The 24,482-nt window shown below is 40.9% G+C and carries 21 protein-coding genes; 4 read left to right on the plus strand and 17 right to left on the minus strand.

What is annotated here, in order from left to right; all coding sequences use genetic code 11:
• Positions 1-14: 14 nt before the first annotated feature.
• The 3 genes from L0657_RS07625 to surE form a co-directional block, all read right to left on the minus strand.
• Positions 15-2,336: a c-type cytochrome gene (locus L0657_RS07625; RefSeq protein WP_235149930.1), complete on the minus strand. Its 2,322-nt coding sequence runs from the start codon at positions 2,334-2,336 to the stop codon at positions 15-17.
• 90 nt (positions 2,337-2,426) lie between these two features.
• A complete protein-coding gene (locus tag L0657_RS07630) occupies positions 2,427-3,728 on the minus strand; it encodes an MFS transporter (RefSeq protein WP_235149933.1) in 1,302 nt (433 codons plus the stop codon).
• 248 nt (positions 3,729-3,976) lie between these two features.
• Positions 3,977-4,714, minus strand: a complete 738-nt coding sequence (gene surE, locus L0657_RS07635; protein ID WP_235149937.1) for a 5'/3'-nucleotidase SurE — start codon at positions 4,712-4,714, stop codon at positions 3,977-3,979.
• Between the two features lie 83 nt (positions 4,715-4,797).
• On the opposite strand from surE, the gene L0657_RS07640 reads away from it, so the two are divergent.
• The gene (locus L0657_RS07640; protein ID WP_235149939.1) at positions 4,798-5,697 is read left to right on the plus strand and encodes a diacylglycerol kinase family protein; all 900 of its coding nucleotides are present in this window, start codon (positions 4,798-4,800) and stop codon (positions 5,695-5,697) included.
• A gap of 68 nt (positions 5,698-5,765) precedes the next feature.
• On the opposite strand, the gene L0657_RS07645 is transcribed toward L0657_RS07640, so the two are convergent.
• Both L0657_RS07645 and L0657_RS07650 read right to left on the minus strand, forming a co-directional pair.
• A complete protein-coding gene (locus tag L0657_RS07645; protein WP_235149941.1) occupies positions 5,766-6,335 on the minus strand; it encodes a helix-turn-helix domain-containing protein in 570 nt (189 codons plus the stop codon).
• A gap of 141 nt (positions 6,336-6,476) precedes the next feature.
• Positions 6,477-7,169, minus strand: a complete 693-nt coding sequence (locus L0657_RS07650; protein WP_235149942.1) for an SGNH/GDSL hydrolase family protein — start codon at positions 7,167-7,169, stop codon at positions 6,477-6,479.
• Between the two features lie 325 nt (positions 7,170-7,494).
• Here L0657_RS07650 and L0657_RS07655 point away from each other — a divergent pair, with 325 nt between their 5' ends.
• Positions 7,495-9,072, plus strand: coding sequence for a glycoside hydrolase family 32 protein (locus L0657_RS07655; RefSeq protein WP_235149944.1), 1,578 nt, complete (start codon positions 7,495-7,497; stop codon positions 9,070-9,072).
• Between the two features lie 62 nt (positions 9,073-9,134).
• On the opposite strand, the gene L0657_RS07660 is transcribed toward L0657_RS07655, so the two are convergent.
• Together L0657_RS07660 and L0657_RS07665 are read right to left on the minus strand one after the other, a co-directional pair.
• Positions 9,135-9,686, minus strand: a complete 552-nt coding sequence (locus L0657_RS07660; RefSeq protein WP_235149946.1) for a DUF2911 domain-containing protein — start codon at positions 9,684-9,686, stop codon at positions 9,135-9,137.
• Positions 9,687-9,740: 54 nt separating this feature from the next.
• Positions 9,741-10,205, minus strand: coding sequence for a nuclear transport factor 2 family protein (locus L0657_RS07665; protein WP_235149948.1), 465 nt, complete (start codon positions 10,203-10,205; stop codon positions 9,741-9,743).
• 238 nt (positions 10,206-10,443) lie between these two features.
• On the opposite strand from L0657_RS07665, the gene L0657_RS07670 reads away from it, so the two are divergent.
• Complete coding sequence (locus L0657_RS07670) at positions 10,444-11,178, plus strand: peptidase (protein ID WP_235149950.1); 735 nt, start codon at positions 10,444-10,446, stop codon at positions 11,176-11,178.
• A 77-nt stretch (positions 11,179-11,255) separates the two neighbouring features.
• On the opposite strand, the gene L0657_RS07675 is transcribed toward L0657_RS07670, so the two are convergent.
• The 7 genes from L0657_RS07675 to pdxA all read right to left on the minus strand — a co-directional run bounded on the left by L0657_RS07675 (position 11,256) and on the right by pdxA (position 21,158).
• Positions 11,256-12,641, minus strand: coding sequence for a M28 family peptidase (locus L0657_RS07675; protein ID WP_235149957.1), 1,386 nt, complete (start codon positions 12,639-12,641; stop codon positions 11,256-11,258).
• Between the two features lie 46 nt (positions 12,642-12,687).
• On the minus strand, positions 12,688-15,012 hold the full coding sequence (locus L0657_RS07680) for an RND family transporter (protein ID WP_235149962.1): 2,325 nt from the start codon (positions 15,010-15,012) through the stop codon (positions 12,688-12,690).
• A 174-nt stretch (positions 15,013-15,186) separates the two neighbouring features.
• Entirely contained in the window at positions 15,187-16,371 is a 1,185-nt protein-coding gene (locus tag L0657_RS07685) for an SAM-dependent methyltransferase (RefSeq protein WP_235149964.1), read from the minus strand.
• 118 nt (positions 16,372-16,489) lie between these two features.
• Positions 16,490-18,283 carry a sensor histidine kinase gene (locus L0657_RS07690; RefSeq protein WP_235149965.1) on the minus strand — a complete coding sequence of 598 codons (1,794 nt, stop codon included), beginning with the start codon at positions 18,281-18,283 and terminating at the stop codon, positions 16,490-16,492.
• Between the two features lie 188 nt (positions 18,284-18,471).
• Positions 18,472-19,095, minus strand: a complete 624-nt coding sequence (locus L0657_RS07695; RefSeq protein ID WP_235149967.1) for a DNA-3-methyladenine glycosylase — start codon at positions 19,093-19,095, stop codon at positions 18,472-18,474.
• On the minus strand, positions 19,096-19,983 hold the full coding sequence (locus tag L0657_RS07700) for a YicC/YloC family endoribonuclease (RefSeq protein ID WP_235149968.1): 888 nt from the start codon (positions 19,981-19,983) through the stop codon (positions 19,096-19,098). It abuts the gene before it with no gap.
• Between the two features lie 68 nt (positions 19,984-20,051).
• On the minus strand, positions 20,052-21,158 hold the full coding sequence (gene pdxA / locus L0657_RS07705) for a 4-hydroxythreonine-4-phosphate dehydrogenase PdxA (RefSeq protein ID WP_235149969.1): 1,107 nt from the start codon (positions 21,156-21,158) through the stop codon (positions 20,052-20,054).
• A 205-nt stretch (positions 21,159-21,363) separates the two neighbouring features.
• On the opposite strand from pdxA, the gene L0657_RS07710 reads away from it, so the two are divergent.
• Positions 21,364-22,299: an NAD(P)-dependent oxidoreductase gene (locus L0657_RS07710; protein WP_235149970.1), complete on the plus strand. Its 936-nt coding sequence runs from the start codon at positions 21,364-21,366 to the stop codon at positions 22,297-22,299.
• On the opposite strand, the gene L0657_RS07715 is transcribed toward L0657_RS07710, so the two are convergent.
• The 3 genes from L0657_RS07715 to L0657_RS07725 all read right to left on the minus strand — a co-directional run bounded on the left by L0657_RS07715 (position 22,300) and on the right by L0657_RS07725 (position 24,462).
• Entirely contained in the window at positions 22,300-22,686 is a 387-nt protein-coding gene (locus tag L0657_RS07715; protein ID WP_235149971.1) for a DUF421 domain-containing protein, read from the minus strand.
• A 230-nt stretch (positions 22,687-22,916) separates the two neighbouring features.
• Positions 22,917-23,483: a 50S ribosomal protein L25/general stress protein Ctc gene (locus L0657_RS07720; protein WP_235149972.1), complete on the minus strand. Its 567-nt coding sequence runs from the start codon at positions 23,481-23,483 to the stop codon at positions 22,917-22,919.
• A gap of 34 nt (positions 23,484-23,517) precedes the next feature.
• Complete coding sequence (locus tag L0657_RS07725) at positions 23,518-24,462, minus strand: ribose-phosphate pyrophosphokinase (RefSeq protein ID WP_090338211.1); 945 nt, start codon at positions 24,460-24,462, stop codon at positions 23,518-23,520.
• Between the last annotated feature and the right edge of the window lie 20 nt (positions 24,463-24,482).

The following is a 24,482-nucleotide window of genomic DNA, read 5'->3' on the forward strand; positions in this document are numbered from 1 at the left end:
TTCAATTATTTATATCACATTCCGTTCAACTCTTCAACAGTAAATGCCTTTTGACGGCTTGATAATTTCTGTCTTGCTGAGGCAACTTCCTCAGTACTGATTTTATCGCCATTATTTCGCCAGGATTTGCGGATAAAACTAAGTAGCTGAGCTACGTCTTCACTTGGCATTTCCTTATCATATCCAATTCCGGGCATATCGCCGCTAACTTCCGGGGTTTTGTAAATATGGCCATTAACCTTCACGGGACCGGTCAACCCGAATAAGACAATTGAAATGAGTTTATTCTTATCACCCGTAACCCACTCAGACTGGTTCAGAGGAGGGCCAAGCGACTTAACGCCGTTTCCATCCGGACCGTGACATGTTTGGCATACCGTATTAAATAATGCTGCTCCTTTTGGATAATCCTTCAATAAAACCTTTGGGTCTCTGTTGGCTTTGGTATTAGCTGCCTGAGCAATAATCTTGTCCAACTGCTTTTTTATTAACACGTTGGAGTCAGGTAAGGACGCTGCAAGTTCATTTTTGAAAACATCTTCTGTATCCTGCAAATTACTGATCACCGCGTCCGTCACATACTTGTTTCCAGGATACTTTTTAGCGACACTGACTAAAAGATTATTCGCAGCTGTGTTGTCATATGGTTTTATATAATTTGCCAAAAATGCGACATAAGGCGCTGCTAAGGTATCATTTTGAGCGATCATCTGGTTCAATGCGGAGGTATACTTGCTGGCAGTCTGCTCATTTATTAACGAAGGCAAAACAGCGAGTGCTTCCATCCGCAAAGGCCAGGCAGTTTGTTTTAACTGAGCCAATACGTCATCTGTTTTTAAGGCACCTAAACCTTCCAGAGTCCATAAAGCATGAATGGCGAGCAATTGATTTTCTGTCTGTTTCGCAGCGGATTCCAGGGCTGGTATTGCCTGTTTGAATTTTCCATCAATCAATGCATTTTGTGCGTAATCACGAACCCATCCATTTTTACTACTCAATAATTTTACAAGACCATCAGCGTCCGTCGCCAGCGCAGGAGCCTTCGGATTAGTATTTTTTGGAACAACTTTGTAAATCCTGCCGGCAGAAAGTGGCTGTGTCAAGTCTCTTTTTCCAATTTGTCCTTTTAAATAAGGAGTAAGGTAAGTCTTGTGCTGAATGATTCCGCGGTACATGTCAACGATATACATTGCTCCGTCAGGCGCGTTATACAAACTTACCGGACGAAAACGCTCATCGGTACTTGCCAAAAACTCTTTCCCTTTATACGCCTGTGCACCTTTAACAACATACCCTTCATCGTTCAGAATGTTGCGTTTGATAAGATTGGCAGACGGTTCAGCAACAAAAACGTTTGATTCATAAGCTTTTCCAAAAATATCTCCACGATAGACGAGCGGGCTACATGCTGCGGTAAAATCCACAAGGCGAAGACTATCATCAATCACGCCTTTCATGTATGCTCTGTTCACGCCAGGAGTAGGACGAATTGGGTAAACCTTATTATTTGCGACCGACTTCTCATTAAAACCTGCCAAAATACGCTGATTTTTATTGTTGGCACCAAGGCCAGGCATGAAGAAATCACTCAACAGGTTTTGCGAATTGTTGTTGTAATACAGACGACCATAATTATCCTGAGAAATTCCCCATTGCCCGCGAAAATGCGTTTGTTCAATCAACCATTTATCACCTTTACGGCGGTAGCGTTTGCTTGATTTTGCATTGTAAATCCAGTTATCCATCGCCCGAAGCAAACCATTTGGCTGATGCTCCACATTACCTCCTTCGGTATATTTATCGTCAACCAAAGTCTTATTAACTGGTTTATCATTTTTTATTTCGTAAAACCACAGGTTGGTCGGTTCGCCGATCAAAACACCGTTTTCTATCAGGCATAGTGCTCTTGGAAGAACAAGTGAGTCAAGAAAAACTTTACGGTCGTCCATGACGCCGTCCTTATTTTTATCTTCTAAAATGACAATCTTTCCATTAGGAATGTCCTCGCCGGTACCTATCGTATCGGGCATATAACCAGTCATTTCAATCACCCACATCCGGCCTTTGTTATCAAAAGAAAAGGCAACCGGAGTACTTATCAATGGCTCTGACGCTACCAGCTTCACCTCAAATCCATCTTCAATCCTGATTTTTTTCATGGATTGCTCGGCCGTTAAAAACGGAGATTTGCTGAAATCAGTTTGTTCAGGTTCTGTATTCGAAACTTCTGTTGTGGAAGCTGCCGATATGGTTGTTCCACCTTGCTTATTAGACTTGCAGTAGAATAAGCTTCCGGCAAGAACAATCAGCAAAAAGGGGTAACGTAACTTTTTCATTTTTAAGATTATACAGTTAATTTGCTATATGTAATGTTACAAAAAACTTACCAGAAAACAATAGTACAAATTATTTAAAGAATAGTTCAACTACAGGTCCCTCAGTGCTTCTTCAACCGATGTCATTTTCTTGGTCAGGAAATGAATACAGGTCCAGGCGATGAAATAAGTACATCCGCAAATGATAAAAAGAATGTTGTAACCCGCTCCAATATTTCCGGCAGCTTTATAATAGTCAAGCAAAGCACCCACCAGAAGCGGGAACAAGGTGGAGCCCATTGAACCAACAAATCCACCCATACCGACTACCGAACTTACTGCACGTTTCGGGAATAAATCAGAAACGATTGTAAAAATATTTGAGCTCCACGCCTGATGCGCAGCCGCGGCAACACTGATAATCCCGACAGCCACCCAAACATTCGTAGCATACTGAGCAAGCATGATTGGTAAAACTGCAAAAGCAACGATCAACAGCGCAACTTTTCTGGCACGCAATGGAGCCCATCCTTTTCTAATCAGATAAGATGATAAATAGCCGCCGCCGATACTACCAAATGTTGTTGCAGTGTAAACCACAACCAAATGGATACTTGGTTTTTTCAGATCAAGTGAGAATGTCGTCGCAAAGTAGGAGGGCAGCCAGAAAAGAAAAAACCACCAGATAGGATCGGTAAGGAATTTTCCAATAATAAACACCCATGTTTGCTTTAATTTTAATAACGACGCCCACTTGATCGGTTTATCGGTGGCGGAAGTATCAGCCTCGTTATCACTATGAATATATTCGAATTCAGCAGCTGAAAGTCTTTTTTGCCTTGAAGGGATTTCGTATAGGAACCACCAGAAAATCAGCCATATAAAACCTAATGCACCTGTGATGATAAACGCTTCCTGCCATCCATAAGCACCTAAAAGCCAGGGTACCAAAATAGGCGCGGCGACTGCTCCAATACTCGTTCCTGAATTAAAAATCCCGGTGGCCAGCGCGCGTTCCTTTTTAGGAAACCATTCCGCAACGGCCTTTACGGCCGCGGGAAAATTTCCCGCTTCGCCAAGTCCTAAAACCGCCCGGGCAGCGCCAAATCCGAAGGTACTTTTCACAAATGCATGTGCAATCGCAGCGACGCTCCAAATAATTATGGATACAGAATAACCAAGTTTTGAACCGATTTTATCAATAAAATTCCCGAAAATAATATAACCAAATGCATAACAGGCAGCGAAAATCGTGACAATATTAGCATAGTCAGACTCGGTCCAGTTAAATTCTACTTCCAGCGTGGGTTTAAGATAACCAAGTATTTGACGGTCAACATAATTAATGGTGGTTGCGAAGAAAAGCAGGGCGCAAATAACCCAGCGGTAATTACCGGTTTTTGTGTTGTCCATGGCGCGAAATAACTGTATTTACTGGAATTATGGGGTTTGGGATAATATCTTTCTTTCAGAGTAAGACGGTCAAAACTAATTTCTACCCCTTATTGGTTATGCAAACGTTTTCATAATTCATATAAAGTTTGTTCAAAAACACAGAAACCTATCGCTGGGATATCATCCTCGCGATAGGTTTCTGTATTTTTTTGCTGTAATCTACTACGTGTGGTAGCAAATTAAATTGACAAATTATCGGTTGATCACTAAGATATCGGATACTTTAACTGCGCTTTTACCAGTTCAGCTTCGTTAGTAAGGTCGAGTCTCAGAGGTGTTATTGAAACAAAATCGTTTTCAATCGCCCATCGGTCTGACCCTTCCTCAGCGGCTTCAAGCGGAACGACTGTAAACCAGTAACTTTTCCTTCCCATAGGATCCAGAGCCGGAACAATTTTATTATCATATAACCTCACCGATTGTCTGGTCCAGCGCACGCCTTTTGGGTTTTTGGGAAAGTTCACATTAATCAGGTTCAGATCAGGATTTTTAAGCAAAATATCGAGTGCCTTTTCCACAAACGGATCGAGCAGATCAAAGTCAGGTTCTGTGTCGCCAACCGGAGTGCTTAGCGCGATACCTTTCATGCCGAACAAAACTGCCTGCTTTGCTGCCGCTAATGTCCCTGAATGCCACATAGCGTTCCCCAGGTTTGGTCCCATGTTGATGCCGGATAGTACAACATCGGTTTTTTCCCATAAGTGCTGTCCCAAGGCAACGCAGTCGGCCGGCGTACCATTTACCCGATAAGCATCAATACCATCAAAAGCAATCGGCGATTTTTTATAGGAAAGCGGTCGCGAGGCCGTAATGGCATGACCCATAGAGGATTGTTCCACGTCAGGCGCGACTACCCTCACTTCACCAAACCGTGAAGCAATTTTTGCCAGGGCCGCAATTCCCGGGCTATATATCCCGTCATCATTTGTCACCAGAATTCTCATAAGCGTAAGATTTTTTCTTTTTGGGTTAAAAAAATGGTGCCTGGTCTATTTTTTTTAGGATTGTTTTGACTTAAATTTTAGCTATGAAACGTGCTCAGTTATTACATAATCCAGGTGCCGGAGAAAAAGATTTTTCCAAAGAAGAACTTACAAAGATAATAGAGAACGAAGGATTCGACGTTACTTATTCGTCTGTCAGAAAGGACGGCTGGGATAATTTTAAGGATGAAATTGATTTTATTATCGTTGCCGGTGGCGATGGTACGGTTCGGCAGACGGCGAAAGCGCTTGTGAACAGGAAGGTGCTCGACAAACAATTTCCGATCGCATTACTTCCCCATGGAACGGCAAATAATGTGGCAACTACCTTGAATATTTCGGGCGAAGTTACGGACATCGTCAGATCCTGGCATAAATTCAAGTTGAAAGAATTCGATATTGGAAAAGTTTTGGGGCTAAAAGAAGAAGTATTTTTTCTGGAAGGATTTGGTTTTGGTGTTTTCCCAAAACTCATGAAAGTGATGCAAAAGCTGGAAGACGAGTTGAGTGACGACAGGGATGAGAAAATTAAAACGGCACGTGAGGTACTGCACGATGTGGTGTTAGCCTATGAGCCGCGGCAGTGCAAAGTGATTGCTGACGATGTTGATTATTCGGGAAAATATATCCTCGTTGAGATAATGAATACCACTTCAATTGGTCCGAATCTGGGACTGTCCGGTTCCGGAGATCCTGGTGACGGCGTCTTTGAATTAGTTTTAGTCTCAGAAGACAATCAGAGAAAGTTTGAGAAGTTCCTTCTAAACCGTATTAGCGGTCAGGAAGATAATTACTCATTTTCGAAGATAACAGCAAAGAAAATCCAGATATCCTGGGAAGGAAAAGACGTTCATGCAGATGATGAGCTTCTTAAAATTGATAAAAAGAGTGAAGTGTCGGTTGAAATAATGCCAGGTGTTTTTGAATTTATGATTCCGGAATAAGATCGGACTCTGCCCATCAGCTCACTTTCATCCGACACTGATAAGCGTCCGATTATTTCAAAAACCACTTATTTTTGAAGAAAGAAATATACAATAAGCATATGGCAGCTTTCCTGATGTTTATTTTTTGGTACGTGTGCAAGTCGCCCGTCGAAGAACAAAGAATCTCCGGCGCTTAGGCTGTAAATATCGCCATTGATCAGATAGTCAACCTGACCGCTTAAAATGTATTTGAATTCAAAAGCTTCGGTATATACTTCCTCGCGGTGAGAATTTGGCAATAATTCCAGTAAAACAAAATCTATCGTTGTAGCCTGAAGGCTTTTGGTAAAGATGCGCTGATAGTTGAAGCCTTTTGTGTTTTCTTTCTCGAAGGCTTCATAGTTTTCCTTTTTTTGCAGGATAATTGTTGGCTCCATCAGGTTCAGATCTTTGAAAAAATCACCAACATCCATTTCCAGAGACTGAATTATGCTAAACATTACAGGTAAGGAAGGTATGCTTCTGCCATTTTCTATCTGCGAAATAAGTCCTTTGCTGACGCTGGATTTATCAGCCAGTTCCTGCAATGTGAGTTTCTTTTCAATTCTTTTCTCCTTGATCCTCCGGCTTACTTCTAATAAAAATGCACCTTCCATACTGTTTCGCTATTTCTCTGGATTCATTATATATCCCAAAGTTAAAGTCTTCCCTGATTTACGCGCCAAATTTCTGAATACTTTACATAAAAGTAATCTTAGAAAAACATCTGGCGTCCGAAAATTCTTATTAAAAAATTTTCAAAATAACATTTTAACCGCCGGGATTGCCTGGTCCGCCCAGATCTGATGCATTTTTCCAGAGTAATGTAGGCCGTCAGTCGCAACGAGGGAAAGGTCTGTTAATGCTCTTTTGGAGCTGGGCGTAATATCGATAAAAACAATTTTCTCTTTTGCACATTCCTCCTTTGCAACTTCGTTATATTGGTCAATTTCTTTGGCAATTATATCTCTGGCACCGGAACCTGCCGGCGTGCTGCCCCAATCGGGGATGGACATGACAAAAACGCGATTGGCCCTTCCTCCCGCAAGGCTAATACTTTTCTGTAATAATTTGACGAATTCCAAGCGGTATTGCTCCAAACCAAGGCCTTGGTACTGGTTGTTTACGCCAATCAATAACGATACAAGATCGTAGGGATTTTCAGCATTCAGGGAATTGACATTACTCAGAAGATTAGCGGTTGTCCAGCCTGTTTTCGCGATGATTTCAGGTTCGGCAACTTTTAAGCCGCTGGCGCTCATGCTTTTAGCAAAAAGTACCGGCAATCTTTCTGCTTCGGTTACGCTTTGACCGATTGTGTAAGAATCGCCGAGTGCGAGATAAGTCAAGCCATTTTTCGTCTCCGGGTTGGTGTTAATAGCCTTTTCATCATCCTTCATGCACGCAAAACACGAGCTTATTAAAATGAGGAAAACAAGATGAAGTTTCATAATATATATGTTTCGTATCGTCGCATTTCGCAACCTGATTCTTTTAACTATATACCTGAATTTTCACTATTTAGATTGATAAGCCATTTTTAGTTTGAAGTAATTTGGATTAATGATTTGGTTATGAGTAAGATAAGTACCGTTGTCAGATATAATTTCTCGGTCTTTTTTGTAGGGTCAATAATTATTAAACTAATAATGAAACAAGACTTTCCAGTTACAAATGAAATAAAATGCCCGGCACTGTTATTTAATACTTTTAGAATTAATCGAAAAATGATTAACTAACAGACAAATTAAGACCCTGCTTAACAGAACGGTAATTATGACCATATTAAAATCGATATTGACGATCACACTGGCGTCTGCTTTTTGTCAAATTGTGAATTTCACCGAAGCACATGCACAATCTGTTGATTCTACAAGCGATCTGACTTACAGGCCGATATATCATTTCACACCTCCGCAAAACTGGACCAATGATCCCAACGGATTGGTTTATTATGGAGACAAGTATCATATTTTCTATCAATACAATCCTGAGGGAGATACCTGGGGGCATATGTCATGGGGCCACGCGACAAGCACGGATATGATGAAGTGGGAGCACGAACCGATCGCTTTGCAGGATTATCAGAATGGCGACGGAACGAGTACTATGTTTTTCAGCGGAACAGCAGTTGTTGACAAAAATAATACATCCGGATTAAGCAAAACGGATGGCGAAATTCCTCTGGTTGCCATATACACGGCGCATATTGATAGTGCCGGAACAGGTATTTCACAAAGTCAGAGTATGGCGTATAGCCTCGATGGAAAACAATTTACACGTTACGACCATAATCCTCTGATTAATTTAAAAACGACGGATTTTCGCGACCCAAAGGTTTTTTGGAGGGAAGAATCGCAGCAATGGATCATGATCGTTGCTTTACCGCTAGACTTTCGTTTGCAATTTTACAGTTCGCCTGACCTGAAAAGCTGGACATTGTTGAGTGAATTTGGAGATAAACTCGGGGATAAAAGCAAGATTTGGGAGTGTCCTGATATTTTTGAGCTTCCGGTAGAAAATGAAGCTGGGGTGAGCAAGTGGGTCATTACGTTATCGGGCGGCCATCCTCAGCAAAACGGAAATCTGGGTATGCAATATGTCATCGGAAATTTTGATGGAAAAACTTTTACAGCAGATCCTTTGCCATATCCGCTTTATCTTGACAACGGAAAAGATTTTTATGCCGGGATCATTTTCAATAATCTTCCTGAAAGTGACACTCGTAAAATAATGATTGGCTGGGAAAATAGCTGGGAGTATGCAGCAACAACTCCGTCAAAAGGTTTCCGGGGACAGATGGCGGCCCCACGCGAACTGACACTTTACAAAGATGAAAAAGGGGAGTACCGGATCAAATCATTCCCGATCAGAGAAGTGAACAATTATCGTGGCAACCTCTTGGCGAAACAAAGTTCAGTTGCGGTAACGGGCAGTAAATTGTTAAACTCAGTGTCCGGAAATGCTCTCGATATTGAATTTATTATCAAAAGAAGCTCGGCGGAACAGGCGGGGATAAAACTGCTGAAACATGGTAATTATGAAACGCTGGTTTATTACAACAAAATTGACAACACGCTGAAAATTGACAGAACAAAAAGTGGGAATGTGAGTTTTAGTGCGAAGTTTCCAAGTATCGAATCCGTTCCTTTGCCAGACGACGGCGGCGATATTGCCATCAGAATCCTGGTTGACAATAACAGTGTCGAGGTTTTTGCAAACAGCGGTAAACAGGTTTTAACGGATCTTGTTTTCCCGGTATCTGAAAAGGTAACTTATGAATTATTTTCAACAGAAGTTGCCACGACGTTCAAGGATTTGAATGTGTGGGAAATGAAGCCTTCGATGCAGTAAAATCAGCTTTAAATGTATGGGTGAGCAGCGGATCAACTGCAACTCACCCATTTTTGTTTTTATCAAAACGTGATCGGGACACTTACAATGGTGTTTTCCCATCCAAAATTCATCACGGCACCTGCTGCCTCTTTTGCAAATTGCAGCGAAAAGTTTTCAATTGTCGTATCTGATTTTTTCGCTGGCGCTTTTACCCGCAGCACATCGTTTTCTTCTTTGTATTTATAGGCACCCCAAAAGTCAAGGTCCTTATTCAAAATGATCGTCCATTCTGTTTCTCCCGGAATAGCGAACAGGGAATAAACACCCGCCTTCACTTTTGTTCCTCCAAAAGTTGCATCCTGGTAAAATTTGATTTCCGGAGCTTCGTCGGCACCCATACGCCAGACTTTTCCAAATGGCACGAGTTTACCGATCACTTCACGGTTGTTTTTGGCGGGACGGCTATATGTCACTTTGACCAATGCTTTTTCATCTCCCTTGCGATCGTGAGCAAAATTATCTGGATAATAAGCAATGTCGGCAGGACTTTTATCGAGCCCTCTAAAAGTTTGTGCATGCGCAGAAAGAGCTCCTATGAATAACAGGGAAGATAGTAAAATTGCTTTTTTCATTTTTCTTTTCGTATAGATTGGGAATAGTACAGATATTGTTATTAAAAATTGAAATTATTCTTTTGTCATAAATTTAGCCAGACTTTCACGGGCAGTAGTCTGTACTTTGTTTTTGAAAAAAGGTGTCCACCCAATCAAAAGCCCGGTTAGTCCGAAGGCTTGTTTTGCCCATATATAAAAATCAAAAGTGTCGGTGTGTTTGATAATTTTGCCATTTTCAATGAGAAAAATGGCGTGGATATTATTGACAACAGTTTTTCCAGTTCGGGAAAACAGATAAGAGGCTGTCCATTCCGCAGTTGCCCCGCTGGCTGTTTCGGATATGTTACCAAAAGTGAGTTTAAGCTCTTTACCCGTCTTACAAAGCATTTCCCACATCGCTTTTACCTCATCACTATTCAAATTTTTGAATGCCTCGTCATTAAAGACTGCCTGGTCTGCATAACAGTCTTGCATACTTTGGTAGTCTTTTTGCTGAAAACTGGTGTAGAAATGGGTAATTAATTCTTTGTTGGACATTTGAGATGATGTTTTTTAACGTGTGTTTTTTGAAAGCCAAATGCCGATTGCAGCCGATACTCCCATAAATGTACAAAATGCGGGCGCAAACCCAAATCGGGACGGTCGTATAAATTACAAGATAAAACTCAAAGCAGACTTTTGGATTTGTTATTTTTGTTGAGAATTGATTTATTGCGGAATGGGAGGGATTCATTTAATGACAAATCCTTCCATTACTTAAAGTTGACACAGTATTATGACTTATTGCTTAGGTATTAAAGTAAAAGAAGGATTGGTTGCCATCGCGGACACACGTATTACGGCGGGTACCAATACGACCACAAAAAAGAAAATGTATATTGCTCAGAAAGATAATTATTCACTTTTTATCATGACAAGCGGGCTACGTTCTGTAAGGGATAAGGCGGTACATTATTTTGAGGAATTGATCGACGAAGGTGTTGTTTATAATAAGCTTTATAAGGCAGTGAATGCCTTTGGAGAGCAGGTCAAGCGGGTTGCCGTTGAAGATAAAGAGGCCCTGGAAAGAGCCGGACTTAAATTTAACCTGAATACGATTGTTGGCGGTCAATTAAAAGATGATGCCGAGCATAAATTGTTCCTGCTTTATTCTGAAGGTAACTGGGTCGAATTGGATGAGGGTTCTCCTTATGTGATCATCGGGAATTCAGGGCAGGGGAAGGCTATTTTAAACCGTGTTCTGGAAGATGATTCGACGATGAAACAGGCTTTGAAAGCTGGATTTTTATCCTTCGACTCGACCCGGGTAAGTAATAACGACGTTGAATTCCCAATCGATGTGGTGCTTTACAAAAAAGACAGTTTCGCGATTGTTGAACATCGTTACGAGAAAAAAGATATGGAGAAAGTTTCGGAACTCTGGGCGCAAAAACTGAAAGAAGACCTGGATGAAATCCCGGAAGACTGGATGGACGTTTCGTTTGATAAAATCAAAGAAAAGCAGAATTAAAGATTTAAGTTTATAACACAAGAGGCCGGAACAAAATTTTGTTTCGGCCTCTTGTGTTATTTAGATTTTAATTATTTCTACTCCACGCCATATTTATCTATCAGATACATCATCGCAGCCATAGCCGCTCCGCCAAGTTCAAGCTCGCGTTTGCTGATCGTGTCGAAGGTATCGTTTGACGCATGATGATAGTCAAAATAGCGCTGAGAATCCGGGATCAGACCCAGCAAAACTGTTCCTTGCTGGGCAAGGGGGCCAATATCCGCGCCACCGCCGCCTGGCCCAAGTTCATGAATTCCATAGGCTGCGAACAATTTACTCCAGGATGCAATTTTGGCCTTTTGAGCAGGCGTTCCTACAACACCGAAACCAAGTGGAGTAAACCCGCCACGGTCAGATTCAATGGCTGCAATATGTTTTTCCTTTTTTGATTTTGCAGAATCAGCGTATGCCACGCCGCCTCTTAAACCATTTTCTTCATTCATAAACATCACTGCGCGCAAGGTATTTTTAGGCTTATATCCCAGATCTTTCAGCAAACGAACAGCCTCTATCGATTGAACGCAACCGGAACCATCGTCATGTGCGCCTTGTGCGAAATCCCAGGAATCAAGATGCCCGCCAACTACAATATACTGGGCCGGATTTTGAGATCCTTTTAATTCACCGATCACATTGTGCGAAGGAGCGTCTGGAAGTGTTTCTGAGAATTGTTCGAAAAATATTTCTGTATCAGCATTTTCCTTAATAAGCTTACTTAAAAGTTCAGCGCCGTTGGTGCTGATGGCAGCTGCCGGAATAATAGGAGCTCCACTTGCATAACGCATACTGCCCGTGTGAGGAGTATCATCAAGTCGGGTAGTCATGGAGCGAACGATCGCGCCAATTGCACCCAGTTTTGCTGCTTCGCTGGCTCCGGCACCGCGTTGGTCGACAGCACCGCTATAAGCCTCGAAAGTATTAATTTTGGTCGGATCCATGGGACGATTGAAAAACACAATCTTTCCCTTTACTTTTTCTGTTCCCAGCGCACGCAGCTCCTGAAAGTTTTTTACTTCAATAACCTTCGCTTTTGTTCCGCCTTTTGGTGTTGCCACCGAGCCGCCAAGTGCCGCAATCGGCACGTTGATTTTTTGTTTTCCTGAAATAATATATGCCTTTTCTTTTGCTCCGCGTACCCAGTGAGGAACCATCACATTTTGGAGAAAAACATTGTCAAACTTGGCATTGACGATTGCGTCCCTCGTATACTCGACGGCTTTCGCAGCTCCCTCAGAACCACTTAATCTTGGCCCAACTTTCTGAGTAAGATCACGAAGCCACTCGTAGGAACGACCGTCACTTAAAGCCGAATTGAAAATCTGGCGGATGAAAACGGAATCGGCCTGGTAATCCGTCTGGGCATAGGTCATACCTGTCGAACCCAACGCCAGCAAGGCAAGGGAAAATAAAGTTTTTTTCATTTGTTAGTTACAGGAGTGTTTTTGTTTACGGTAAAGCTATCAAAAATCAGGATGGTTTCTCACCTTTTTTCTGCCATTTTGAAATAGTCAGAAGCAATGCAGGCAGCAAAATTAAGTTTGTACACATTGCAACCAGTAAAGTAATCGAAACCATTACGCCCATGGCTGCCGTACCACCAAAACTCGAAGCAGAGAAAATTGAGAATCCGCAGAAAAGAATCACCGCCGTATAGATCATACTAAGCCCTGTACCAAAAATAGAATTCGTAACCGCCTGTGAAGCATTCAGACCCTTATCATAAATCTCCTGACGATATCTGGTCAGAAAATAAACAGTGCCGTCCGAAGCGATACCGAACGTGATACTAAATATCAGAATCGTTGTTGGCTTGAAATAAATCCCGAAATATCCCATGATTCCTGCCGTTAAAGCAAGCGGGATAAGGCACGGTAATTTCGATAAAAGAATAATCGGGATCGATCTGAAAAGTACCATACCAACAATCGCAATCAGCGCGATGGCGATCAATAAACTTTCATATAAATTGCCTAACAGATAATCATTGCTCTTCAGAAACACAAGGCTGTGCCCCGTCATGCTCACTTTGTATTTTTCAGGACTAAAAATGGAATCTACTTTCGGACGAATCTGATTCATCAAAACCTTGATGCGTTCTGAACCCACATCGGCCATTTGAAAACTAACCCGCGTGACACTCTTGTCATCGTTCAGAAAAGTATTAATTTGTTTGGAAGCACCCGTCTCCTGGCCCTGAACAAAATTTGTCAGTTTAGATAATTCGAGTACACCGGGTAAAGCATAATATTTTGCGTCGCCGCCACGATAGGCTTGATATAAAAACTTGGAAGCCTCAACAACCGAAACTGGCTTTGAAAACTCTTTATATTTTCCTAGTTCATTTTGAAGCGCTTTTATTTTATACAAAGCAATCGCCTGATCTTCAAAAACACCATTTTTTTCCTTGGTATTAATCATCACCTCAAAAGGCAACACACCGTGGAAATTTTTCTCTAAAAACCTAAGATCTGTATAAACCGGATCATTTTTGGGCAAATCATCTACAACATAGCCGATCGCCTTGATTTTCGTCATTCCATAAGCAGAAACGATAATCATAACGACCATTGCAATGTAAATTTCCCTGCGACGGTTATGTACCAGGTAATTTATTTTTGACAGGAATCCAAATGCCCATTTTCCATCCAGATGTTTCAGATGTCGAGCTTTTGGCGTGTCCATGTAATACAGGGTAATCGGCAATAAAAGCAGACAAAGCACATACGTGATCATCACGCTGATCGCCGCCACAATTCCGAATTCAACCAAAAGGGAGCTGTTTGTAAAATAAAATACCCCAAAACCAATGGCGGTGGTTATGTTGGCTAAAAAGGTTGATAAACCGATTTGCCGCACCATTTCCAAAATCGAGTCATTTTTGTCCCGGTTTGCTTTTAATTCTCCCTGATATTTATTGATAAAAAATACACAGTTCGGAACGCCTATGACGATAAGTAATGGCGGGATCAAGCCAGTAAGTGCGGTAATTTTATATCCAAATAACTGCAATAACCCGACTGAAAAAATCACTCCAATCAATACGACAACAATCGAAAGTAATGTAAGTCGGAAAGATCTGAAAAAGGCCCATAGTATAAACAAGGTTACCAGAACCGCCAATCCCATAAAAAGCTCCATTTCACCGGAGATCTTTTTCATGTTTACCGTCCTGATATATGGCATACCAGAATAATGAAGATCTGTTTTATATTTTACAGCAAACTTTTCTGCCATCGCCTCAATATCCGTTACGATCGAAAGTCGGCGTTTGGAATTAAGTGATTTGTCGTTGAAAGTGATGACAATAAGTGTCGCGTTTGTTTTGGAATTCAATACCAGCCCTTCGTAAAATGGCAGGTTCAGTATTTCTTTTTTTAAGCTGTCTACTTCTGTTTGTGTTGTTGGAATATCCCGAATGATCGGAACGAAATCGAAGCGTTGAAGACTGTCATTTCTAACAATTTTTTGCAGATTCGCCAGTGATAATACGTTTTTGATACCTTCCGTATTTTTGATCTCCTGCGACAGTTTGCACCAGTCCTGGAATTTATCTGCCTGAAAAAGCCCGGGATCCTGCCAGCCAATTACCATGACACTTCCGTCTTCACCAAAGAGTTTACGGAAATCCTGATACTCTTTTTCAACAGGGTCATCGGAAGGAAGAATACGGGCAAACTGGTAAGAAAGCTCAATCTTGCTTGCCTCATAGGCCATAAATACCGTAGAGACTAATACGAATGCAACCCACCAAAGCCGGTAGCGGATTATGTAAGTTGCTAATTTATTCCACATATTTAAATCAGTAGGTTTCTGCAAAAAGCTGCAAATATAAGCAGCATGTTTAGGAAATGGCCTGTTTCGGCCTTGTAATCGTTAATTTTGATATGTCAAAAAAAGTTTGACAGCAATTAAATTGCTCTAACTTACTTTAAGACAAGAATTAATGTAAATTCCCGTGCCACCAGCTCAAATGCCAAGCATTCTTTCCAAATGATGATATTCGATGCCGAAATAAGCCTTCGCATATTTTATTTTTTTCAATAGCTCATCCTTGTCAGACGTTGATCTATGATTTTTTATCCCGACGATCATTACATTTTTGGGCGTATGAGCATCTGAAATAAATTCGAAAATCTTAGTTTTATATCCTGCATATTCCAGAATCATTGCCCGTATTCCATCGGTTACCATCTCTGCCTGACGCTCCAAAAAGATGCCGTATTTAGTAAGAAAGTCTACATCATTGTGTGTTTTGTGTTTCTCAATTTCACGTCGTATCTGTTTATGGCAGCATGGTGCAACAACGATTAGCTCAGCTTCCGCTTTTATACCTTTAAAAATCGCATCGTCGGTTGCTGTATCGCAGGCATGCAGTGCGATCAGAATATTAGTACCGGCACTGTCGTAAGATTCAATTGTACCTTCAACAAAATTCAGATTCTGGAAAGATGCATTTTTCGCAATGGTATTGCATAGGGTTACGAGATCTTCTCTGAACTCGACACCTGTCACCGTTGCTTCGCGGTTCAAAACGTTTTGAAGATAATCGTACAGAGCGAAAGTCAGATAACCCTTACCGGAACCCATATCCACCACATTTATTGGGCCATTATTAGGAATTTCCTTAATCAGTGAACTCAGTATCTCTACGTAATGATTGATTTGTCTGAATTTGTCCTGACCATTCTTGAAAACATTGCCTTCTGAATCTGTGATTTTCAAGTCGGTCAGATACTTTTTATGATTGGCACTGATCAGGCGTTTTTTGTTTTTGTCATGATCAAGCGAGGGAGTTTCTTTGGTCGTGGGATCTTTCTTTTTCAGAATGATCTTGTTACTGTGCTGAATTTCAAACAGAACATCAAATTCAGTGGAAAACAATGTGGAGACTTTGAACCCGTCATTTAAATAATTCTGGACAAGAACGATACCTTCTTCGATTGAATAATTTTTTACAATATCGCGGGTTTTGTAACGGTATGTGAAGCTTAGTTTTTCTTCTTTTTTAATTAATATTCTTTTGGCGTATAAATTTTTAAGATTTTCTTCCTTGCCCTTATAGTTACCAAGCGATATGCTGATGAAAGTTTGATTTGAAATGGTCTGTGCAAGCGTCGAAACAAATTCCTGCACTTTATCTGAAATATTCATTAGATCTGTTTATGATTCACCCTTCAAAGTTAACGCCGCGAAGAGCTATACAGTTTAAAAACGAGGATTATTTGTTTTAAATTACGTAATAAAATCGAGAAACGTTACGGAAACTGGACTAATTAACGCCTGTTTTAGGTATTTCAATTTCAATTTTAGTGCCCGGATTCTCCTCCGTTGATATCTTGATTTTACCCATCAAACTCTGGACGCGGCTTTTTACATTCCCAAGTCCAACGCCATGATTTGCCTTGTTTTTCATTCCGGAGCCATTATCGATAATCGATAGATTGATCGTTTTTAAATTTTCAGCAAGATTAATGCTCGCCGAATTTGCCTGGGAATGTTTCAGGATATTATTTGTCAGTTCCAGTACGATACTGTATAATTCAAATTCAACTTTTTTGCTTAATCTGTTTTCCAAACCGCTGATATTAAAAGTGAATTTGATCGAATTGTTTTCGTTCAGTTTTCCCACCAGGCGATGCAACGCAGTAACGAGACCATTTTCTTCCAGCTCCAAAGGCATCAGATTGTGAGACAAACTCCGTACTTCCCTGTATGCTGCGCCTACCATTTGATGGACGCTGTTATATATTTTTTGTTCTTTATCAGATAGCAGATTTTTGTCCATTCCGTAGAGATACCAGTTCAGTGAAGCAAGCGTGCCGCCAAGATGATCGTGCAATTCAGCTGCTACACGCTTTCTTTCGATCGTCTGTCCCTGAATCATTGCTTCTTTTATGGCAGCGTTTTTCTGACGGAGTTTTTTGTTATTTAACCAGAGAAATGCTGCAAAGGCGACGATAAGGCAGGAGAATCCAACCAGAAATCTTTGTATAATGGTTTGCTCACTAATAATTTTTTGCTGGATTTCTGAATCCATTTGCTGATTTTCATAAATCAGCTTATACATATTGTATTCACGGGCAATGTTCTCAATATGCCTTGTTCTTCGGTTATAATCTACTTTTTCAAGATAATAAAGTGCCGTTTCAATATCATTTTGAGCTTTAAAAGATCTGTACAGGCAAATGAGCGCCCAATTAGTCTGACGGGTAGATTTGTATAGATGCGAAATTTCAAGAGCCTCTTTCTCCGTTTCTATCGCGTTGTTATAATCTTTTTTTAAATAATAAATATTTCCAATTTCATTAAGGCCGTTGAGAATGCCATAGCGATTGTTCATTTTTCGAAATAAAACGAGCGCCTCATTTACATATTTTTCAGCATTATCAAGCTCGTCTTTCATGGCATACATGTAGCCTTTATTTTGTAATGTAGTTGCCATACCCCACTGCGAACCTATCTTTTTATACGCATCAAAAGCCTGGCTGTAATACCGTAGAGCTTTGGGATATTCAAATTTTTCACGATGAAAATTGCCGAGTGTTTCCAGACAAACTGCCCTTAGACTATCCTGGCGTAAAGTGGTATAAATCTCCATAGCACTTTGAAGATTTACCTGGGCTGCATCAAATTGTTTGTACTCAGCACTTGCTTCTGCCAAAAATCTCTTTGCATTTGCGGTGTAGAGCGGCATGTCCGTCTTTTTCGAAAGCGACAATATTTCATTGGATACCTCCCTCAATATATCATAACTGCCATCGATAAGATAATAACTGCTCATCAAATCATAGGCCATCACTTTGCCCTTATTCCATTGATGCTTTTGCGCAAGTCGTAAAATTTGCTGTGCATATAGCATAGATTTTTCTGAATCATAATACAAATTTGACCAGGCCAACTTGTAATATTTGTGAACCAGAATGGTATCGAAAGGAAAGATCTTGTTGTGCCTTGAAACAACATGATCTGTTTCTGAAACAGAAGTTTGTGCCAGACCTTCATTATTTCCGGTCTGGAAAAAACAGAGAAAGATGAAAAATAGAAATCTGTAAAATTTAGCCATAGAAATATTCAGCATGCATGGCAAGACACGAGGCGAAACCATTATTGTAAGTTGCTGGATTCAATAAAACGCTGAGTATTTTTTACTAGATTTCAAAGATAGAAAATCGTAGGTCAAAAAGGTAAGATGTAGCTATATCTTTTGCCTTTTTTGTAGAATAAATTTTGGATATTATTTGACAAGCTGAATTATCTGCTAACAAATCTATTATTTGTGATAGCGTAGCGATACAGTAGGTCAGCGCCTTGTGTAATTCCGATCCGGGTAGAAATTGTTACTTCAAAACCTCTAATGATCTGAGGGCGAATATATAAGCTGCTCGTTGCCAGAGATTCAGCATTGTGGACGGATCTGTCAATTCCCATGGCCTGCACGAGTTTTGCGGGTCCTTTGCATAAGTCGCGAAGCGGTACTGGTTTTGGAGGTATACCAGGTAAATTTTTTCTACTGTTTTGACGGCGCAATTCCATTAATTCTATACCATCCGTAGGTTGCAATGCCCGGATTAAAACCGCTTCTGCGCAACCGTCTTCTCTGGTAACAACGTTGACGCATTGATACATCCCATAAATCAAATAAACGTAAATTGTGCCGGCAGCAGAATACATCGGCTCCGTTCTAACTGTCCTTCTTCGGTATGCGTGGCAGGCAGGATCATCCTGTAAATAGGCCTCTGTTTCAACAATAATCCCGCTGGTCAGACCATCGGGACTATTGTGAACAAGCTCACAACCAAGCAGTTTTTGTGCAAGTGTGCAAGTATCGTATGCTTCGTAAAAGGAAAGTGGAAGTCTGTTTTCCGCTTTTGACATTTAAATAATATTCATGGTTTGTTCCTTGATCTTTTCAAGTTCATCTTTCATCTGAACCACGAAACGCTGGATACCTGAATCGTTCGCTTTTGAACCGATCGTGTTGATTTCCCGCCCGATTTCCTGAGCAATGAAATTTAACTTTTTTCCATTACTTTCTGGCGACTGCAATGTTTCTTTGAAGTAATTCAAATGATTTTCAAGACGAATTTTTTCCTCTGAAATATCAAATTTTTCTATATAGTAGATCAATTCCTGCTCAAAACGATTAGGATCAAAATTGTCGTCAGACAAAAGATCTCGGACTTGTTTTTCCAGACGCTCGCGAACTGCCGGTATCCTAAGTTTATCCTGTTCTTTTACATCTTCCAAAAGTGATGAAATTGTTCCGATATAGTCAGCGAACTTATCTGCAGTCATTTTTCCTTCCTGCTCGCGGAAAATATTACATTTTTTCAGAGCCTCAAAAACGGCTTCTTTTATCTGCGCCCAGTCGTTGTCGCGGTTTGTTTCACTGACAGATTCAGTATTGTAAGCATTCGGCATTTGAAGAGCCATTCTCAGTAAATCAGTCGAATCTCCTGCAAAACCCAGATCGTTAGCCGTTTCAGACAAATCAGAGAAATAGGCTTTCACCAAAGGACGGTTCACGGCTGTTGTCGCAATTGCTTTTCCAACAGGCTGCACAGTTAAGGAAACTTCAACTTTTCCGCGTTCCAGGGATTGTGTTACGAGATTACGAATTTCAATTTCGCGTTCTGAATAGTTTCTCGGAACACGGCAGTATATGTCTAAAAACTTGGAATTCAGTGTTTTTATTTCAACAGTGACGTTGATCGATTCGGATTCGATGTTTGCTACACCGTAGCCGGTCATAGATCTTAGCATGTAGGGCTTTATTAAAGTATAAATTCAGAAGTATCATCAGGAGTTACTTCTACTTAATTATTTTAAAATCAATTATTATGTCTCGGTTTTCCGGATTTGGCCGGATGCTGACTTTCGGATTGCTGCGGTTTCCCGATCAAAGCGTTTTTGTCTATTTCCTGGCTATCCGTTCTGTATTTAAAAACATCGCAGGCAAGATAAACGGCCTGTAAGAGTGAGCCTGGTTCAGCCTGGTTTTTTCCTGCAATATTATAAGCAGTTCCATGATCGGGAGAAGTCCTTACGGCAGACAATCCTGCTGTAAAATTCACTCCTTCGTTAAAGGCAAGTGCTTTAAAAGGGATGAGACCCTGGTCGTGGTACATAGCCAAAACGGCATCATATTGCTTGTATGTTCCTGCTGCAAAAAATCCGTCTGCCGGAAATGGCCCGAAAACGAGATTGCCCTTTTCTTTAAAAGTTTTCAAAACCGGATTGATCACGTCGATTTCTTCGCTTCCTAACAAACCATTTTCTCCCGCATGGGGATTTAAACCTAAAACAGCAAGTCTTGGTTTTTTTATACCAAAATCACCTTTGAGCGATTGAAGCATCTGCTCAATTTTGGCTGTCAGCTTTTCAGACGTTACATGTGCTGCAATTTGGTTTACGGGAATATGTCCGGAAAGGACGCCAACACGCAGATCCTCTGAAACCATAAACATAAGGCCTTCCTGTGCGCCAAATGCTTCTGCTAAATATTCAGTATGGCCAGGAAACTTGAAATCTTCGCTTTGAATATTGTCTTTATTAATTGGGCCAGTCACCAGTGCATGAATTTTTCCTGCTTTTAGATCCTCAACCGCTCTTTTTAACGAAGATAAAGATGCTTGCCCGGCTTCCGGCGTAATTTTTCCAGGCTGAATTTCAGTCTGATGATCGTGCCAGCAGGTGATAACATTCGTCAGTTTATGATTGGCCTGTTCAGGGCGCTGAATGCCGTGCAAAGTCCAGTCTTTCATTTCCAAAAGATTCCGGTATTGATTCAAAACGCGAAGGGAGCCGTAAACGATTGGTGTGCATAATTTTGCTAACTGATTTCCTTCCAGAGCTTTTAAAATTACCTCAGGACCAATGCCATTGTAATCTCCCAAAGAAATGCCTATTAGCGGTTTATCTGTTGATAGTTCACTCATTTAATTGATATTGTATTGATTGTTATTTCTCATTTTCTGAAAATTACTTCGCAAGGTACTGATATTAATAATTTTGTCTCGGTTTGACATAATTTAAACTATCAAATTGCTGGCAAATGTTGGTTTTTAGCTCCCCTTGTCTGTATTTCTGATTACTTTTGTTCAAACTAATCAATCGGCAAGTTACAAAAATTCCGTTGCTCCTATGAAAATCCTGATCGCAGACTCAATGCATCCTTCACTTTTTACCATGTTAGAGTCGGAAGGCTGGGAATATGCCTACCATCCGGAATACAAGCGGGAGGATATCATAAACGCACTTCCGGAATTTGAAGGACTATTTATCAGAAGCAAGACTTTTGTAGATCGGGAGGTGATGGAAAATGCGAAGAAGTTGCGTTTCATTGCACGTGCAGGAGCTGGTCTTGATTTGATTGATCTGGACGTGGCCAAAGAGATCGGTATTGAAGTTTTTCATGCGGGGGAGGGCAACAGAGATGCAGTAGCTGAACACATGCTCGGTATGTTACTTGGATTGTTGGCTAACATCGTCAAAGCTGATAAGGAAGTACGAAATGGTATCTGGGACCGCGAAGGGAACAGGGGCGTGGAGCTTATGAAAAAGACGGTCGGTTTGATCGGATATGGAAATAATGGCGGTGCCACGGCGAAAAGACTAAGTGGTTTTGGCTGCAAGGTTTTGGCATACGACAAATACCGTGAAAACTATGGCGACCAGTATGCCGAAGAAGCTTCTCTGGAAAAACTTATGCAGGAAGCCGATATCATAAGTCTTCATGTTCCGTTGACGGAAGCAACTAAATACTTGGTCGATAAAAAGTTTATCGAAGATTTTTCAAAACCTTTTTATCTGCTGAATTTATCAAGAGGAAAAGTAGCCGATCTTGCCGCAGTGGTGGAAGGCTTAAAGTCTGGCAAAATAATCGGAGCATGCCTTGATGTATTGGAAAATGAGAAGTTGAAAACGCTTACCGAAGATCAGCAGGCGGTTTTCGATTATCTTACCAATTCGAACCGTGTTGTTTTGACTCCTCATATCGGCGGCTGGACACATGAAAGTTATGTCCGTATCAACGAAGTGTTGCTTCGACAGATCAAAGACTGGCTGGTAGTAAATTAATCATTCTTTCAGGATCACACTGATATTACCTGTTGCCTCGAGGTAGCAGGTTTTTACTTTTTTATAATCATCCACATCTTTCTCCCGAAGCAGCCCGATTAATTCATCTTCGTCTATCAGTTCTTTTTCCATGTTCTTATGGAGGAGTCTGCCGTTACGCACCAGCAGTACTGGCTCAGGTTTAGCGAATTTGCCGAAGATCACTTTTTTGTATCCCATCCAGTCGATGGCATAATCCCAGAATACGAGTGTGAGAATTAGTACGGCTCCCTCGCTGACAGAATTGTATGTTCCCGCCATTGCATTCTGGGCTGCATCTGAGATCATTGTGATCAGTAAAAGATCGGCAATACTTAGTTGTCCTGTCCCACGCCGAAACAGACGCATACAAAGATAGATGATCCAGTATGTTAGTGTTCCTCTTATAAATATTTCTAGGAGCGATAGGCTGGGAATAAACATCGAATGCCAATCAACACTGAAAAGCTTGTCCATCGGGAGAACAATAATTAAGGTTATTTCTCTGTAAGTTATAAAAACAAATTACCCGTATAACAAATATGCCGACCAAAGGTCGGCACGTTTGCATCTATTAGCCATGAAAAATAAAATACTTATTATTTACCCAAAGTACCGCGAAGTGCACGTGGGATTTCTACTGATGCGATCGGATTGCTGATCGAGCTTAGGATTGTAAAACCTTCTGGCTTGATAGCACCAACCTTAACAGATTTTCCAAGATCAAGTTCAGTTACATCAACTTCAACATAATCAGGAATGTTTTCTGCTAAACCTTGTACACGCAATTTACGCAATTTTTGATTCATTTTACCACCTTTCATTACACCTGATGATGCACCAGTCAATTTAACGGGTACGTCCACTTTAATTTCCTTACCATCAATGATCTGAAGGAAATCTGCGTGCAACAACATATCATTTACAGGGTGGAATTGTTTCTCCTGTAAAATAGCATTATATAAAGTTCCCTCGATATTCAAGGTAACGTTAAAAACATCCGGAGTGAAAAGCAATGTGCGGAACAACATAGCAGGTGCATAAAAATGCACTTGTTCGGTACCACCATACAGCACAGATGGAACATAACCCTGAGCACGTAACTCCTGAGCTTCCACCTTGCCGAGATTCGCTCTTCTAAACCCTACAATCTCATGCGTTTTCATAAGAATAATTATTAAAGTTAAAAAAAATAAAAATTTACTGATAATTTATAAACAAAGAACTAATAGATTCATGATCTCTGATACGCCCGATCGCTTTTGCAAATAACTCTGCAACTGACAATACGCGTATTTTATCATTCTGTTGCTTCAGAGGAATTGTATCTGTAACAATTAACTCTTCCAGAACAGAATTTGCAATATTTTCGTGCGCCTTTCCCGACATGATCGGGTGCGTACTAATTGCTCTTACTGAATTGGCTCCTTTACCCATGATAATTTCAGCCGCCTTACATAAGGTTCCCCCGGTATCGATAAGGTCATCAACCAAAACCACATCCATTCCCTCAACCTCACCAATCACCTGCATACTCGCAATTTCATTTGCTCTCTTCCTGTGTTTGTCACAAAGGATCATATCCACATTCAGGAACTTGGCGAAATTACGGGCTCTTGCGGCGCCACCCATATCCGGTGATGCAATCAAAAGATTTTTTAGTCCGAGTGATTTGATGTAGGGAACAAAAATCGAAGTTCCTTCCAGGTGATCAACTGGCAAATCGAAAAATCCCTGAATCTGACCTGCATGCAAATCAACAGTCATTAAACGATCAACGCCCACGGATGTCAACAAGTTAGCGACCACTTTTGCTGCTATGGCAACACGTGGTTTGTCCTTTCTGTCCTGACGTGCATATCCAAAATAAGGAATAACAACGGTAACATAGTGTGCAGAAGCCCGGCGAGCTGCATCAACCATTAACAATAGTTCAAGCAGATTGTCGGCCGGTGGGAAAGTTGACTGAATCAAAAATACGTCACAACCACGTACCGACTCTTCAAAGCTTGGGGATAATTCACCATCGCTGAATTTGCGAAGTGTATACCCTCCTAACTCCTTGCCATAATACCGTGCAATGTCTTTTGCCAGGTATTCTGACTGACTTCCCGAAAATATCTTTACTGTATTAAAAGAGCCCATGGCCAAACTAAAATTTGCGC

The organism is Dyadobacter sp. CY345 (assembly GCF_021502725.1).
Taxonomy (GTDB): Bacteria; Bacteroidota; Bacteroidia; order Cytophagales; family Spirosomataceae; genus Dyadobacter.

What these genes read in the sequence shown, in the direction of transcription:
- L0657_RS07720 (WP_235149972.1), bottom strand. Translation starts at nt 23,483, where the DNA reads ATGAAAACGCATGAGATTGTAGGGTTTAGAAGAGCGAATCTCGGCAAG.
- L0657_RS07685 (WP_235149964.1), bottom strand. Translation starts at nt 16,371, where the DNA reads ATGAATATTTCAGATAAAGTGCAGGAATTTGTTTCGACGCTTGCACAG.
- L0657_RS07660 (WP_235149946.1), bottom strand. Translation starts at nt 9,686, where the DNA reads ATGAAAAAAGCAATTTTACTATCTTCCCTGTTATTCATAGGAGCTCTT.
- L0657_RS07680 (WP_235149962.1), bottom strand. Translation starts at nt 15,012, where the DNA reads ATGTGGAATAAATTAGCAACTTACATAATCCGCTACCGGCTTTGGTGG.
- L0657_RS07625 (WP_235149930.1), bottom strand. Translation starts at nt 2,336, where the DNA reads ATGAAAAAGTTACGTTACCCCTTTTTGCTGATTGTTCTTGCCGGAAGC.
- L0657_RS07675 (WP_235149957.1), bottom strand. Translation starts at nt 12,641, where the DNA reads ATGAAAAAAACTTTATTTTCCCTTGCCTTGCTGGCGTTGGGTTCGACA.
- L0657_RS07695 (WP_235149967.1), bottom strand. Translation starts at nt 19,095, where the DNA reads ATGTCAAAAGCGGAAAACAGACTTCCACTTTCCTTTTACGAAGCATAC.
- surE (WP_235149937.1), bottom strand. Translation starts at nt 4,714, where the DNA reads ATGAGAATTCTGGTGACAAATGATGACGGGATATATAGCCCGGGAATT.
- L0657_RS07715 (WP_235149971.1), bottom strand. Translation starts at nt 22,686, where the DNA reads ATGCGTCTGTTTCGGCGTGGGACAGGACAACTAAGTATTGCCGATCTT.
- L0657_RS07645 (WP_235149941.1), bottom strand. Translation starts at nt 6,335, where the DNA reads ATGGAAGGTGCATTTTTATTAGAAGTAAGCCGGAGGATCAAGGAGAAA.
- L0657_RS07630 (WP_235149933.1), bottom strand. Translation starts at nt 3,728, where the DNA reads ATGGACAACACAAAAACCGGTAATTACCGCTGGGTTATTTGCGCCCTG.
- pdxA (WP_235149969.1), bottom strand. Translation starts at nt 21,158, where the DNA reads ATGAGTGAACTATCAACAGATAAACCGCTAATAGGCATTTCTTTGGGA.
- L0657_RS07640 (WP_235149939.1), top strand. Translation starts at nt 4,798, where the DNA reads ATGAAACGTGCTCAGTTATTACATAATCCAGGTGCCGGAGAAAAAGAT.
- L0657_RS07700 (WP_235149968.1), bottom strand. Translation starts at nt 19,983, where the DNA reads ATGCTAAGATCTATGACCGGCTACGGTGTAGCAAACATCGAATCCGAA.
- L0657_RS07670 (WP_235149950.1), top strand. Translation starts at nt 10,444, where the DNA reads ATGACTTATTGCTTAGGTATTAAAGTAAAAGAAGGATTGGTTGCCATC.
- L0657_RS07650 (WP_235149942.1), bottom strand. Translation starts at nt 7,169, where the DNA reads ATGAAACTTCATCTTGTTTTCCTCATTTTAATAAGCTCGTGTTTTGCG.
- L0657_RS07665 (WP_235149948.1), bottom strand. Translation starts at nt 10,205, where the DNA reads ATGTCCAACAAAGAATTAATTACCCATTTCTACACCAGTTTTCAGCAA.
- L0657_RS07690 (WP_235149965.1), bottom strand. Translation starts at nt 18,283, where the DNA reads ATGGCTAAATTTTACAGATTTCTATTTTTCATCTTTCTCTGTTTTTTC.
- L0657_RS07725 (WP_090338211.1), bottom strand. Translation starts at nt 24,462, where the DNA reads ATGGGCTCTTTTAATACAGTAAAGATATTTTCGGGAAGTCAGTCAGAA.
- L0657_RS07710 (WP_235149970.1), top strand. Translation starts at nt 21,364, where the DNA reads ATGAAAATCCTGATCGCAGACTCAATGCATCCTTCACTTTTTACCATG.
- L0657_RS07655 (WP_235149944.1), top strand. Translation starts at nt 7,495, where the DNA reads ATGACCATATTAAAATCGATATTGACGATCACACTGGCGTCTGCTTTT.